At 48.7% G+C, this 13401-nt stretch carries 11 protein-coding genes; 4 read left to right on the top strand and 7 right to left on the bottom strand.

What is annotated here, in order from left to right; genetic code table 11:
- Positions 1 to 98: 98 nt before the first annotated feature.
- Entirely contained in the window at positions 99 to 839 is a 741-nt protein-coding gene (locus tag AC3WQT_RS01665; RefSeq protein ID WP_492701601.1) for a siderophore-interacting protein, read from the top strand.
- Between the two features lie 652 nt (positions 840 to 1491).
- Entirely contained in the window at positions 1492 to 4680 is a 3189-nt protein-coding gene (locus AC3WQT_RS01670; RefSeq protein WP_492702515.1) for a di-heme oxidoredictase family protein, read from the top strand.
- Positions 4681 to 4809: 129 nt separating this feature from the next.
- On the opposite strand, the gene AC3WQT_RS01675 is transcribed toward AC3WQT_RS01670, so the two are convergent.
- The 3 genes from AC3WQT_RS01675 to AC3WQT_RS01685 are packed head-to-tail and all read right to left on the bottom strand — an operon-like array spanning position 4810 to position 6794.
- A complete protein-coding gene (locus AC3WQT_RS01675) occupies positions 4810 to 5214 on the bottom strand; it encodes a hypothetical protein (RefSeq protein ID WP_492701603.1) in 405 nt (134 codons plus the stop codon).
- 19 nt (positions 5215 to 5233) lie between these two features.
- Positions 5234 to 5650 (bottom strand): organic hydroperoxide resistance protein, encoded by a 417-nt coding sequence (locus AC3WQT_RS01680; protein ID WP_492701605.1) that lies wholly within the window; start codon positions 5648 to 5650, stop codon positions 5234 to 5236.
- Between the two features lie 58 nt (positions 5651 to 5708).
- Positions 5709 to 6794 carry an alpha/beta fold hydrolase gene (locus AC3WQT_RS01685; RefSeq protein WP_492701607.1) on the bottom strand — a complete coding sequence of 362 codons (1086 nt, stop codon included), beginning with the start codon at positions 6792 to 6794 and terminating at the stop codon, positions 5709 to 5711.
- A 203-nt stretch (positions 6795 to 6997) separates the two neighbouring features.
- Here AC3WQT_RS01685 and AC3WQT_RS01690 point away from each other — a divergent pair, with 203 nt between their 5' ends.
- Positions 6998 to 7474, top strand: a complete 477-nt coding sequence (locus AC3WQT_RS01690) for a MarR family winged helix-turn-helix transcriptional regulator (protein ID WP_492701609.1) — start codon at positions 6998 to 7000, stop codon at positions 7472 to 7474.
- A 92-nt stretch (positions 7475 to 7566) separates the two neighbouring features.
- Positions 7567 to 8313: an SDR family oxidoreductase gene (locus AC3WQT_RS01695; RefSeq protein WP_492701611.1), complete on the top strand. Its 747-nt coding sequence runs from the start codon at positions 7567 to 7569 to the stop codon at positions 8311 to 8313.
- Between the two features lie 245 nt (positions 8314 to 8558).
- On the opposite strand, the gene AC3WQT_RS01700 is transcribed toward AC3WQT_RS01695, so the two are convergent.
- The 4 genes from AC3WQT_RS01700 to AC3WQT_RS01715 form a co-directional block, all read right to left on the bottom strand.
- On the bottom strand, positions 8559 to 9371 hold the full coding sequence (locus AC3WQT_RS01700; protein WP_492701613.1) for a hypothetical protein: 813 nt from the start codon (positions 9369 to 9371) through the stop codon (positions 8559 to 8561).
- Positions 9358 to 10980 (bottom strand): DUF262 domain-containing protein, encoded by a 1623-nt coding sequence (locus tag AC3WQT_RS01705; RefSeq protein ID WP_492701615.1) that lies wholly within the window; start codon positions 10978 to 10980, stop codon positions 9358 to 9360. Before AC3WQT_RS01705 ends, AC3WQT_RS01700 begins: the two co-directional genes overlap by 14 nt.
- Positions 10981 to 11662: 682 nt before the next feature.
- Complete coding sequence (locus AC3WQT_RS01710; RefSeq protein WP_492701617.1) at positions 11663 to 12952, bottom strand: HipA domain-containing protein; 1290 nt, start codon at positions 12950 to 12952, stop codon at positions 11663 to 11665.
- A gap of 20 nt (positions 12953 to 12972) precedes the next feature.
- Positions 12973 to 13374, bottom strand: coding sequence for a helix-turn-helix domain-containing protein (locus tag AC3WQT_RS01715; protein WP_492701619.1), 402 nt, complete (start codon positions 13372 to 13374; stop codon positions 12973 to 12975).
- Positions 13375 to 13401 lie beyond the last annotated feature (27 nt).

Here is a 13401-nt window from a genome sequence, read left to right on the forward strand (position 1 = left end):
TAAAGCGTAGCCCAACCTACAGATCAGCCCAACCTACATCCCCCCAACCTGCAAAATTAATTAACAAGAGCTATGGCTCACAAAAAATTCAAAATATCATGACTACAAATACCAAACACCACATCGAACGCCTGTATTGGGAAAAACGCCGCAGAACCCTGCGCGTCATCGACGTCACACGCTTGACGCCACATATGCAGCGCATCACTTTTCAATCAGATGATCTGCATGATTTTGCCAGCCTCGCGCATGATGATCACGTCAAGATCTTGCTGCCCATTGCTGGCGAAGCAGACAGCGTTGTTACACGCGAATATACACCGCTATATTTCGATACACAGGCGCACACGCTGGTGCTGGACTTTGCATTGCACCAGCATGGGCCAGCCAATGCATGGGCGATGCAGGCAAAAGCAGGCGATACCCTGATTGTCAGTGGGCCGGGCAAATCCATGGTCGTGGCAGACGACTTTGACTGGTATCTGCTCATAGGCGATGCCACTGCCCTGCCAGCAATCACTAGACGTGTTGAACAATTGCGCGCAGGCGTACACGTCACCAGCATCATCATGCTTGCTGATGCGGCAGATAAACAGGCTTGCGTAACCGCCGCCAACTGGCAAGCACAATGGCTATTACGTGATAGCGATTCAGTCAGTGATGAGCAGTCCTTGCTGGCAGCAGCGGCTGCTTATCAATTCCCGCCTGGCGATGGTTATATCTGGATCGCTGCTGAAAAACAGGCCGCGCGGGCATTGCGTACCTATATGGTGGAACAGCGCGGGCAGCCAGAGGCATGGATAAAATCGTCAAGTTACTGGACGCGTGATGAGGTGTAAAAGGCGTTGCAAAAATGGTGTTTGCGTTGTGTTCCCATCTCGTCAATTGTAAGTTTTCTGTAACAGGAAAATCAATTTGTTTCTTACAAGTTTGTCATAAACCAGATAGCGCTAATACCACTTTCTTTTTCAGGCAAATTTTGTGTATTACAAATTTAAATTTGATATTTTCTGGCCATTTTTTGTCAGCAATTTTTCTGGGGCTGCACATGGTTTGGCAACTGGTATTAGCACAAGCATTGCCATAAAATTGGAAAAGTTTCCAATTTTTCCAAATCAAATTTGCTAACCAGCACTGGGATGCTTTCCAAACTGACCAAATCTGTCAGCCCCGCTGACAAAATTTGAGATGAACCACGCCCCAATTCAGGGCAGGCAGAAGCCCATTTGCCCAGCCTTGCAACATGTCTGGCATTTGGATACTGTCAGGCCACAAACAACAAATAGCAAATACAGACCGGCTTTACCTGTTTCTTTTTTTTGCTCATTTGTAATTCATGACCTCAGTCAAGTTTCACCAGGGCGCATCTACAAACATGCGCCTTGCAGTTTCAATGAGTATCAATGGATGCCGTGCACCCACGCATCCATGCATCCATATGCATCAACGTAAAAAACCAGGAGTTCATACGTGAAAAAAATATCCAATCGCATGACGGCCATCTGTCTGGCCTCATCGCTACTTTGCCTGCAACTGGCAGGCTGCGGCGGTTCCAGCACTGCTGATTCTGGCAGCACCAATGGCGGTACCAGCCCCATGGCTGCACCACCACAAGCTGCACCAGCCGAAACAGCGCTCACACCTGTTACAGCTACCGCCAGTTCCGTTGAACGTGGTGACCTGTCGGCAGCCGCCGCGATAGACCACAACGAAAATACCCGCTGGGGCAGTGCTTTTACAGATGACCAGTATCTGACGCTGGACTTTGGAAAGACAGAAACCATCACCCGTGTACGTATACAGTGGGAAAACGCCCATGCCACGCAATACCTGCTACAGGTCTCGGACAATAATAGTGACTGGACCACGATCAAGACCGTCGACAATAGCAAGGGTGGCATTGAAGACCTGACCGAGCTCAATGGCAAAGGCCGTTACCTGCGCGTGAAGGGCATCAAACGTTCTACCCAGTATGGTTATTCCATCATAGAGATACAGGCACTCTCAGGCACGCCAGTAACACAACCGGGCACCGATCCAACCCAGCCCAGCCAGCCAGGCAACCCTGGAACGATAGACTTGAGCAAGCCTGGTGTAGCCGTCAAGCCTGTCGCCGCCACTTCATCCGCAGTAGAAAACCAGGCCATGTCAGCCGCCATGGCGATCGATGGCAAAGCCAATACCCGCTGGGGCAGCACCTCAGAAGACGGTGCCTGGATACAGTTTGACTTTGGCAGCAAGACACCCGTCGGCTATATGAAGCTGGTATGGGAAAACGCCTATGGCAAGGAATACGCCTTGCGCGTATCTGACGATGGCCAGACCTGGACGCAACTGCGCTATGTCAGTGGTGGCAAAGGCGGTACGGAAGAATTCTTTAACCTTGGTGCAAATGCCCGCTACATACGCCTGCAAGGCGTGGCCCGCGCTACCCAGTATGGTTATTCTTTGTTTGAAGTTGAATTCAAGTCGCCAGGCAGCGACAATACCCTGCCGGATGCGACGACATCTGCTTTAAAATTCCCTGCCAGTGGTAGCGGCTGGACACCTTTGCCTGCTGCAGCAGAACCACTGGAAAGCCTGCAATTCACTCTGCCTGATGGCACCCTGGTCACACGTTTTGGTGCACGCGGCCTGGCACGCCATGGCCGCGAACGTGGTGAAGAATGGAATGAAATCGGCTATGGCCCGAATGAAACTGTTGATGCTGCGACCGGCTTGCCAGTGGATAAAGGCCCGGGCAATTACCTGACCTTTGTGGCGCAATATTTCAAGAACCGCACCTGGGGTTTTGAGATCATCGACAATAGCCGTGTGGCTGGCGTGACCAAGCCAACACTGACCGTCAATCAATACAATACCGTAGACTTTTTGCCGGGTGGCGTGGCCTTCTTCCGTGGTTTTGACCGCGTCGGCGTTACTGGTTATGGCTGGATGAATCCGGGTGAACTGGTAGACCGCAATGTCGCCATCTGCAAACCCGTGCCCTACCCTGCCAATAACAAGCTCAACACGCCGGACGGTGTGAATGGTGCCTGTACCTTGCGCGTAAAGGACTATCCTGGACATAGCGACCTGGATGCAAATGGCTTCCCGAATGGCAAAAACATCCCGGCACGTCCGCTGGTGGTGGGTGACATTATTGAAGTGTCGCCATCCATGTTCTCTACGCCTGAAGGCATGGCTGCCAAGGGCGACAACGGCGGTGTGCGTTATTACTCGTCTGAATGGATTTATGTGGTCGGCTCTGGCCTTAAACCATGGTATGGCGTGCAGCCACGCTTGAACTCGGTGCCACTGCCGGAAGAGACTTTGTCAGGCGGCCAGGGTTCCGTCTCTTACAATTATTCTGACAATGGCTTGTTCATGTTCCAGCAGCCTCACAATAATGCGGGCATGCAAAACATACAGCGTTTCGTTGAAGGTCGTCGTCTGGTGCATACCAATTTCACGACCGGTGATCATAATGAGAACGGCAATGACCGCTACCAGCAGGCAGTGGGTTTGCAGGGGCCGCGTTTCAACCAGTCTGCCTGTATCGCCTGCCACGTCAACAATGGCCGCAGCCCTGCACCAGTTGCCATCAACCAGCGTCTCGACAGCATGTCGGTCAGGGTGGCAGCCACCAATGCAGCAGGCCAGCAATTGCCGCATCCGCAATATGGCACTGTGGTGCAGATGAATGCGTTCTCCAGCAGCGGCGTGCCGCAAAACTGGGGTACCAATGTCAACGTCGCCGGATTTGAAACCCGCACAACCAAGCTGGCCGATGGCACCAATGTGGAATTGCGAAAACCCACGCTGGCATTTGAAGGCGCTGTACCGACAGTGTATTCGCTACGTGCAGCCCAACCAATGATAGGCATGGGCTTGTTAGAGGCCATATCTGAAGCCGACATCCTGGCACGCGCCCGCACATCACCAGATGCTGATGGTGTCGTCGGCCTGGCCAACTATGTGTATGAACCAGAAACCGGTGCTGTACGCGTAGGCCGCTTTGGCTGGAAGGCATCCAAGGCGACCCTGCGTCACCAGACTGCTGCCGCGCTGTTGCAGGACATGGCGGTAACGTCACCAAGCTACCCTAACCGTAGCTGCACGACAGACCCGGCTGGCTGTGCTGCCGCACCGGCGCAAAAAGGTATCTCGGAAGCTGACCTGCAATCCATCACCCGCTACCTGGGCCTGGTGGCCGTACCTGCACAACGCAGCATCGCCAGTGGTTTCCCCAAAGGTGTAGCACCTATGGATGAGCATGTCGTCAATCCTCAGCAAGTCAGTGCCGGTGCCAAGGTGTTCCAGAATATGCGCTGCTCGGCATGTCACACGGTGGAGATGAAAACCGGTAATGGTCATTTGCTGGCTGAATTGCGCAACCAGACCATCAGGCCATACACAGACTTGCTGCTGCATGACATGGGCACAGGTCTGGCCGACAAGCTGGCAGAAGGCCAGGCCCAGGGCAATATGTGGCGCACCTCGCCACTGTGGGGCATAGGCTATACAGAGAAAGTCATGGGCAATAACAGCAAGGTAGGCTACCTGCACGATGGCCGCGCCCGCAACCTGACCGAAGCCATACTCTGGCACGGCGGAGAAGCAGATAAAGCCCGCCAGCGTTTTGAAGCTTTGTCAAAAACTGACCGTGATGCGGTGCTGGCTTTCTTGAAGTCGCTGTAAAGCTCTTGTAACTGGCCTTGCTTTTTAAAACGGCTGTTGAACAGGTATATGTTCAACAGCCGTTTTTTTATGTGGACTGCATTCAGCACGCGTGGCAAGTCTGGTGCATATTAGAATAATTACCGTCGGCTAAAATTTGTCTTTCTCTACATACCCAGCTTCTTTTAGCATCCTTAGAAGCTCCTCATTCAAAACCTCATCCCTCATTCCCTGTGTTTTGCCGGGCCCTCTCCAGTGCCAGATAAGCTGCCCCGCCAAACCGTCAACATTTATAAACTCGCTCCTGAAAATCTGCGAAAGGCGAATATTGGTAAGTGCAGGATCTTGTTCAATCAATTCTCGAAAAACTACGCTGGGTAATTTTCCTTTATAAATATCTTCAAGCATATTCAGTTCACTTAAAAAGTTAATTCCATTCTTTAGCTGCTTGAGTATCACATATTTAGATTTATCTTGATATGACTTGTTTCGATTAATAGGCAATGCCGGGGAGATCACCTTTCCGGCAGTGCTTTTTATTTTTGCACCAGGCATTGTCGGCGCGAAATTGACGTCAGGCCAGCGTAAGGCTCACATTGATATTGCCACGGCTCATCTTCGAGTAAGGGCAGATCTGGTGTGCAGCATCAATCAGCTCTTGCCCTGCCTCCTGCGATAAACCAGGCAGACTTACCTTGAGGCGCGCCTGCAAGAAGAAGCCGCCTTCCCCGGTACCGAGATCAACTTCAGCATCTACCGCAGTGCCCGCAGGCAGTGAGATATTTTTCTCCCTCGCCGCCCTGCCCATCGCACCGATGAAGCAGGCTGACCAACCCGCTGCAAAAAGCTGCTCAGGATTGGTGCCTGTACCATGGCTGCCAGGAGGCGACAATTTGATATCGAGACGGCCATCGTCGCTTTGTGCGGCACCATCGCGGCCACCGGTAGTGTGGGTTTTGCCTGTATAGACGACTGTTTCTATCTTGCTCATGACGTTTCCTTATTTAGTGTGATATTGATAGTGAAGAAAAAGTAGATGCCAGTCACCATTAAAGATGGTCGGCACTGATGACCGCATCAGCAAAGGCGCGTGGTGCCTCTTGCGGCAAGTTGTGGCCTATACCACCCGTGATGAGCGTGTGTTTGTATTTGCCCGTGAAGCGCTTGGCGTAAGTAGCAGGATCAGGGTGTGGCGCACCGTTGGCATCACCCTCCATGGTGATGCTTGGCACCGTGATGGCAGGGAAGCTGGCCAGTTTTGCTTCCAGCGCTTCATACTTCGCTTCGCCATTAGCCAGACCCAGGCGCCAACGATAATTGTGGACGGTGATAGCGACGTGATCAGGATTGTCCAGTGCCACGGCGCTACGATCAAACGTGGCATCGTCAAAGCGCCATTGTGGTGATGCAGTTTGCCAGATCAGCCTGGCGAAATCATGGCGATTCTTTTCATAGCCGACGCGGCCACGCTCGGTGGCGAAATAGAACTGGTACCACCATTGCAGCTCGGCCTTGGGTGGCAAGGCTTGCTTGCCTGCTTCCTGGCTACCGATCAGATAGCCACTGACAGAAACCAGCGCCTTGACGCGCTCAGGCCACAACGCAGCAACGATGCCTGCCGTACGTGCACCCCAGTCATAGCCGGCAAGCACGGCCTTGTCTATCTTCAGCGCATCCATCAACGCCACCACATCAGTAGCAAGCGCCGCTGGTTCGCCATTGCGCAAGGCATTGGGGTCGAGAAAGCGGGTCGTGCCATACCCACGCAGATGCGGCACGATGACGCGATAACCAACCTTGGTCAACATGGGCACGACATCAATGTAGCTGTTGATGTCATACGGCCAGCCGTGCAGCAAAATCACTACCGGGCCATTTGCCGGACCTTCTTCCACATAGCCGACATTGAGCTCACCGGCATTGATCTGCCTGATGGCCGTAAAGCCGGGCAGCCCCTGGCTTGCCTTGGTATTCACATTCTGTGTCGCGCTGGCGGACTGCGCCAGTGCTGTTGCTGGCAGCATGAATTGCGCACCAGCCAGGGTGAAAGCTGCTGCGACAAGGGCAAACCGGCGCTTGCCGTTTATCTGATTGATTTGATTGTGCTGGCTGAGGCGCTTCAGATATTGGTGCATTTTCTTACTCCTGTATTGATGGTTTGGTTTTCCAGCTTGAGGGTGCTACCGGCATTTTCTCGTAAATATCAATAATTCAATTATCGTCATAATTATTATGAAGCGAAATATATACGGGTTCAGAATCATTTTCAAGTACGATAATCATTATTTCGATAATTAATTTACAGAGATGCTAAATGGACAAACAAGCGAATAAACAAATGAGCAAAAAAACAGTAGCAGACAAGGAAGCAGCCCGGCTAGGCGACTTCATGTGCTTTGCGGTGTATTCAACCAACCTCGCCTACTCACGCGTCTACAAGCCCGTGCTGGAACAACTGGGCCTGACGTACCCGCAATACGTCACCATCATTTGCCTGTGGGAAGAAGACGGCCAGACCGTCAAGTCATTGAGCGAAAAGCTGTTCCTGGAGCCGAGTACCATGACCCCCATGCTGAAACGCCTGGAAGCGATGGGCTATGTGAACCGCGAGCGCGACAGCGAAGACGAACGCAGCGTACTGGTATCACTGACCGACGCGGGACGAGAACTGAGGGAAAAAGCATTTGACTACCGCGAGGTAACGGCCAGAGCATCCGGCCTGGCCCCGGAAGAATTTCGCGTACTGCAAAAAGCCATCGTCAACTTGCGCACCAATCTGATGGATGCCTATAAGCAAAATGAGGCAGGTAGTTAACATTCGCCGTGCAGACTGCCATTCTGCATGCGCGGCAAGACTGCTGTATAGTTTTTCACTCGCTAATTAAGGAAAATTCGTAAGGAAAATATATGCATAGTCTGGCTGGAAAAACCGCAGTAATCACCGGTGCAGGACGCGGCCTGGGTGCCGCACTGGCCATCTCACTGGCAGAGGCAGGTTGCAAGGTGATTTTGTGCGGCCGCAATCTTGCACAACTCGCTGATACCGCCAGCATCATACAAAACATGGGCGGCGCAAACCCTGTATGTATAGCAACCGATCTGGCCGATGTGCAAAGCGTGCAAGATGCCGTCGATACCATCATCAAATCGCACACCCATATCGACCTGCTCATCAATAACGGCGCCATGTGGCTGCAAGCCAGCGATGAAGCCTACACACCTGCCCAGGTACTGGGCGTCATCAATTCTGCAGTCACGGGCACCTTCCTTTTTACACAGGGCCTGCTGCCACTGCTGAGATTATCAAGTGGTGCAGACATTCTCACCATAGGCTCCATCAGCGGTTTGCCAAATGCGAGGATGCAAAGCGTCTCTGTACCCTTCTACGCCGCCAAACGCGCCCAGGCTGGCCTGGCAGACGGCTTCCGGCAAATGCTGGCAGGCACGCCCATCAGATCCATCAGCGTGCACCCGCCCTATCTTGATGATGTAGCACCACAGCAGCCGGAATGGAATGCCGTGCAAGACCGCAAGAAAGGCGAACGCGCAACCAGCAAGGACGTTGTCGATGCGGTCTTGTTTACACTGACGCGGCCACGGCATATTACTTTGTCGGTGATACTGGATGCGGATGAGGGTGGGGTGTTTGGGTGAGATTGGAAGGCGGGAGTATTGAAAGACAGGAGCAAAAAATCCGGCGGTGATCTTACACGCACACATCTCAGTGGTGTGGAATTGTTGTAATGTGAGACTTGCCCCCTTTCACCGTCTTAGATTTGAGATCCACCATATTATTTATAGATAATTTATCTTTTTATTTGAATTCACAAAAGAAATATTATTTAAAATTTTAGCTGATACGGCTTTTTTTTGAAAATTGAAGATCACTAATGGATTCATTATGCTTTATTGATTTCGGTATATAGTCGATCAATCTGCCAAACTTCAAATGAGACATCAAATAATTTTCTCATTTCAGCCATCAGCACTGGATGAGCAACGCCATCTCTACTCCAGTCGATTTTAGTATCATGTGTAAGTAGCACAGCGTGCTTAAAGTCAACTCCACTTTCCTTGGCAATTAATAGACCAGATAAGAATTCGACCCAAATAAAAAAATCGCCATCACCTTCATCTTTGAAGCCCGGTGGAGTTTTAGTCCGCTTTCTCGCGATTGCCATTTCATAAAAACGCATTCTTGGAACATATGAAAGAATCGCTTTATCCTTTAACACCTCTAAAAAATTCGAAGTAGATCGAAGAGTGGACTCATCGTAAACATATCCATACTCAGAACTGAATTCATTAAGTATTGCCTCCATTCGCACAGCATAATCACCAAAATTGATATCGATTTTGTTTGCGTCATTCTTAAGTGTTTCAAATTTCTTTTTTAATCCAGCTGATACAGTGTCCACGGCGGCCAACTGATTATTCCAAAATTCTTGAATAGCCTGACCTGGAAGTATTAGCGGACCTTGATGCCTCGAAGAAAGATAATCTACAATATCGGCGCTTTGCTTATGAGTACCAAGTCGCAAAAAAACACTTGAATCAAGGCCTAAGGCGATGCTTCCAATTGGTATAGGATTACTTTTGGACCGATTGTTCACAGCATAGATTAGAGCATCTAGTGAATCAATAGGAGTTCGCCTATCGAGAACAGATTCAAGTTTTGATAACCTTCTTTCAATATCTTCAGTACCAGACATTTCCCGCCGCCCTAGCAAGTTGCTCACCAATTGCTTCAGCTGAAGCAGCGCTCCATTCATCCAAATTCTCCAATTTCTCTTTCCATTCACCGTCAATCCCGTGATTGAGAAGGCATAATTTAAATCCAATCCAACTGTCTGCACCTTTTGGCCTGCGGTCTAAAGAAGAAAGGAATGTATTCGAAACAGTACCGCCGAAAAAAGCAAAATCTTCATCACTAAACGAATTCCAAGTTGCAGTTTGACGTGGGCGTATTAAGTGCAAAACACCTTTATTACTTGGAGTAATGCTTTGTGATAATATTGATTTACGAAGAAAAGCTAGTACAGCTTTGTTAAACGATCGCTTACGAATCTGATCAACAAATTCTTGTCGAGATGGATTAAGATCATTTAACTCACTTTCCGCAACATGCCAATTACCTGTATCGTTAACTTTTTTTGCGGCTTCCCCAAATCGTCTTTCAACATTTCCAGTCCCTAAATTACCAACAACAATTCGTCTCACAACCAACCTTAGTATGTAACGCATGCCGTTAATAGCATCTGCTTTTTTTGACATAGCTAACATGATAGGGCGAACAGAAATCACTCCCAAACTATTCAATGCATCAAAAATTTTCAGTGCCTCAGGATCGGCTGGCCCATCTAAAGTTGGATCAACCATTTGCATATACAAAGGAAGATGCTCCTCTAAAAGAGACATCAAATTTGTAGGTGTTGGAGGTTTTTTATTTGCAAAAAGTGTTCTATTTGCTAAAAAATCAAAAAGATCTTTCGGCAAAATATGTCCACCTTCAACCGTCACAACGTGACGAATGTACTGTACAAGAGAATTTGAGCCGATTGGAGAAAACTGCCGAGCAATTTCTTGCCACTGTCTGTACCGTCTGTCTCGATCATCAGCAGGAGTTTGACTAAGAACATAATTTTTTAACAAATCCGCAGTAGTTAACTCTCTTCCACGAGTATTAATTATTTCGAAAACACGATATGCAGAAGCAGTATCAGGGTGCACGAACACCACGAAATAAAGACGATTTGTAATAAAGTCTGTCCAAATCCCAAGTCGCTTAAACGAATCTGCATTTAAATCTTCACGTAATTGTTCACGCAAGTATTTAAATGCATCTGACATTCGTTGTGACAGCGAGTCTTTATCCTCAAACAATGAACCAGCCAAGTCGTAATTGGAATCATTTAAAATCGATTGCAACATTTCATTATCAATCGAATCCGATAAAGTTACTCTAGGGTGTGTCTCATCGGTATCGTAATCAATTGTCCGCAAAAAATCGGCCTGTATTCTCTCAGCAAGCGCCTTACGTTCGGAGTAAACAGCCTCATGAAAAAGCGCAGCAGCGAGAAGTGTAAGTGTCAAAATCCGCTGCTGTCCATCCACAACTTGTTTTTTGCCGTTCCCATCTGTAAGAATGATAAGACCTAAAAAATAAGGTTCATCTCCCAATCCATTCTTAAGGTCATTCCAAAATTCAGACACATCATCTTCCAGCCACGAATATTCTCGCTGATAAGGCGGAACCTCGAAACAAGAACTGGACATCAAAGCTCCTGCCGTCATAGCAGAAGCAATTAAAGGAGTGCGCACACAATCACCTAATATAAGATATTCGATTGTATTAAGACTACAGAAAAATTATTAGAAAAGCGAGAAAAAATATCAATTTTTCATTGTCGATTCCCAACTTTTTTATTTGGATTTCATAAGCAGTATTAAAAGTTTCGTGCTCGTTTCTTTATAGAATGGTTAACAGCAATCTATATTCAAATTTGAATTCGATATGATTGCCAATTAAACATTATCGAAGCATCTATTGCTGCAATACGCCCTTCATCGGTAGGCACCACCCAGACCTCTTTAGTGCAGACGAAAGTGTGTATCGTCATGATGTTTTCACCACTTGAAGCTGTATTTGTTTAATGCCTCAATTTGCACATAAAGGTAAACCAGACCATCTGCCACGTCTTGCTTCAATTGCGCGTAGTATTCACCGATGCTGTATGTGAACACCTGAAAGCCAGGGTTCCAACTAGGGACGTAGGTATGATTAGCGCAGCGTAATCGTACGCATGCTTCCTGCTCCAGCCTGCTTCTTCACCATGGCTACTTTGCAGTTTTCAATCAAATATAAACAATGTTCATTGTTGAGATGGATTAGCGAAGAACACGTGACACGCTTGAGGTTTTTTCTTTTTGAGGGCACGGTTATGTACGATTACGCTACGCTAATCGTACCTACACGTTTCCAGAGAATCCAGGCCAATAGCCGCTATGATTTTCCAATACCCGCTGCATTTGCAAGAAAACGTGCCGCCTCCAGGCGTGTTCCCTTCGAAATTGCATCCCAGGTCATTGCTGGAAAATCAGCTGGCAACAAGGTTTCTACATGAGCCAAAGCAGCGTCTACCCTGCTTACAAAAACCTGCATTGCCGCCCAGGTAGCAGGGCCGCCGTTTTTCATCGCCAGGTCATGCCAGTGACGCGTCTGGATTTCTTTGAAAAGGTAGTGGGCATTTTTTGAGCGGAGTGCCATGGCCATGCCTGCTTTATGCGAATCAAGTTGTTTCGGCTTATCCAGATAAGGCCATACCGATAATACATCGTACAGAGGAGTCATTTGATACACATCACTGCGCCCTAAAAAGAGGGAATAATTTTTTGCGTGGCCGTCTGTGGCTCTCAGCAAGAAAAAGAGCAATTGCGTCAGTATAAAAAACAGGGTGTCGCTCGCTTGTGAACTGCGCTGGAGTAAACGCAGGCATTGCTGCATGCCGGGGCCACCATCGGCTTCATATTTTTGATCAGGTGATATACCAAGTGCCTGACAAAAATCTTCTTGCGGCAAACGGGCTATCCAGCGGCTGTCGTCCATCCATGCGCGATCAAAACGTTCGACAACCAGGGCTTTTTGTTCCCCAAATGTAGCCATGGAAGTAGTGGCGACTGGCAAACCCATCGCAGCGATAATTTGCGCGCACAGCCATTCGTTTTCGACAGAATCCGACAGATCCAGACGTTGTCCACCAATAAGTCCTAACGGTAATTTAAATATATGCGTGGTGGGCGTGGCACCATGTGGGTGACACCATTGATGTTGATATCGAAGGAAGGCTGTTTTTTCCTGTGCGCCAGCAATGGAGATACGAAACAGTTCGTCATCTTGAACGAATCGCTGATCAGAAGGAACAGTTTGCAAATGCCTCTCAACTTCTTCATCAGAGAGCGCCTCATAGGCCATGCGATTCCATCCATCTGGCGTGGCGTCATCAGGAAGCAATTGCACGGCACCTACGCAGTCACGGCCTATAGCTTCAAGCAAACCGAAAATGTCTGTACCTGCCTTAAAGCGTTTCCCTAGCCTTTTTCGGATTTGATGATTGTCAGGCAGCAAATTATCGAAGTAGTTTCTGACGGCGTCGCCCTTTATCTCCAGCGAACTACTTATTGGCAGTGAAAGTGACAAGGACCGGCTATGGGGCGACTCCAGCCAGGTCGCTTCATATCTGAATGTATGAGAATCACGGTCAACCTTCCAAGCTCCTACTAGCTCGCCATTCATCCACACATGTAATGACCGGGTCACCAGGAGCCTTTCTTGACATTGTCCAGGTCACGCATTTGCCTCAGTGCCTCATTGTTGATGCTTAGTTTTTTGAGCTTTTGCAATGCTTCATTGGTGCTGTCCTGCTCTTTAATCTCTAGTGGCACGACACTACTCACCCCACTGTCATACGTCGAATTTTGCTCAGCAGTATTTGGTGATATTTCGCTTAATACTATGCTCACGTCCAGTATCGACAGTAATTGCATCATTTGATCAAAACTAACCAGGCCGGGATTTGCTTCAATTTCTGCAATTCGCCCTTGACTTACACCTGTGAGAGCACCTAGTTGCGCTTGTGTCAGGCCACGCTTCTTCCTGAACGCACGAAGATGGTGACGTAGCTGGGTGGCAAATTGAATTGGATAAGAATTAGCCATGATATAACTCGCACATAAATGCCTATT

It is taken from the genome of Undibacterium sp. FW305-107 (assembly GCF_058788535.1).

Coding starts and splice junctions, on each gene's coding strand:
- AC3WQT_RS01665 (WP_492701601.1), top strand. CDS start 99: ATGACTACAAATACCAAACACCACATCGAACGCCTGTATTGGGAAAAA.
- AC3WQT_RS01670 (WP_492702515.1), top strand. CDS start 1,492: ATGACGGCCATCTGTCTGGCCTCATCGCTACTTTGCCTGCAACTGGCA.
- AC3WQT_RS01675 (WP_492701603.1), bottom strand. CDS start 5,214: ATGCCTGGTGCAAAAATAAAAAGCACTGCCGGAAAGGTGATCTCCCCG.
- AC3WQT_RS01680 (WP_492701605.1), bottom strand. CDS start 5,650: ATGAGCAAGATAGAAACAGTCGTCTATACAGGCAAAACCCACACTACC.
- AC3WQT_RS01685 (WP_492701607.1), bottom strand. CDS start 6,794: ATGCACCAATATCTGAAGCGCCTCAGCCAGCACAATCAAATCAATCAG.
- AC3WQT_RS01690 (WP_492701609.1), top strand. CDS start 6,998: ATGAGCAAAAAAACAGTAGCAGACAAGGAAGCAGCCCGGCTAGGCGAC.
- AC3WQT_RS01695 (WP_492701611.1), top strand. CDS start 7,567: ATGCATAGTCTGGCTGGAAAAACCGCAGTAATCACCGGTGCAGGACGC.
- AC3WQT_RS01700 (WP_492701613.1), bottom strand. CDS start 9,371: ATGTCTGGTACTGAAGATATTGAAAGAAGGTTATCAAAACTTGAATCT.
- AC3WQT_RS01710 (WP_492701617.1), bottom strand. CDS start 12,952: ATGAATGGCGAGCTAGTAGGAGCTTGGAAGGTTGACCGTGATTCTCAT.
- AC3WQT_RS01715 (WP_492701619.1), bottom strand. CDS start 13,374: ATGGCTAATTCTTATCCAATTCAATTTGCCACCCAGCTACGTCACCAT.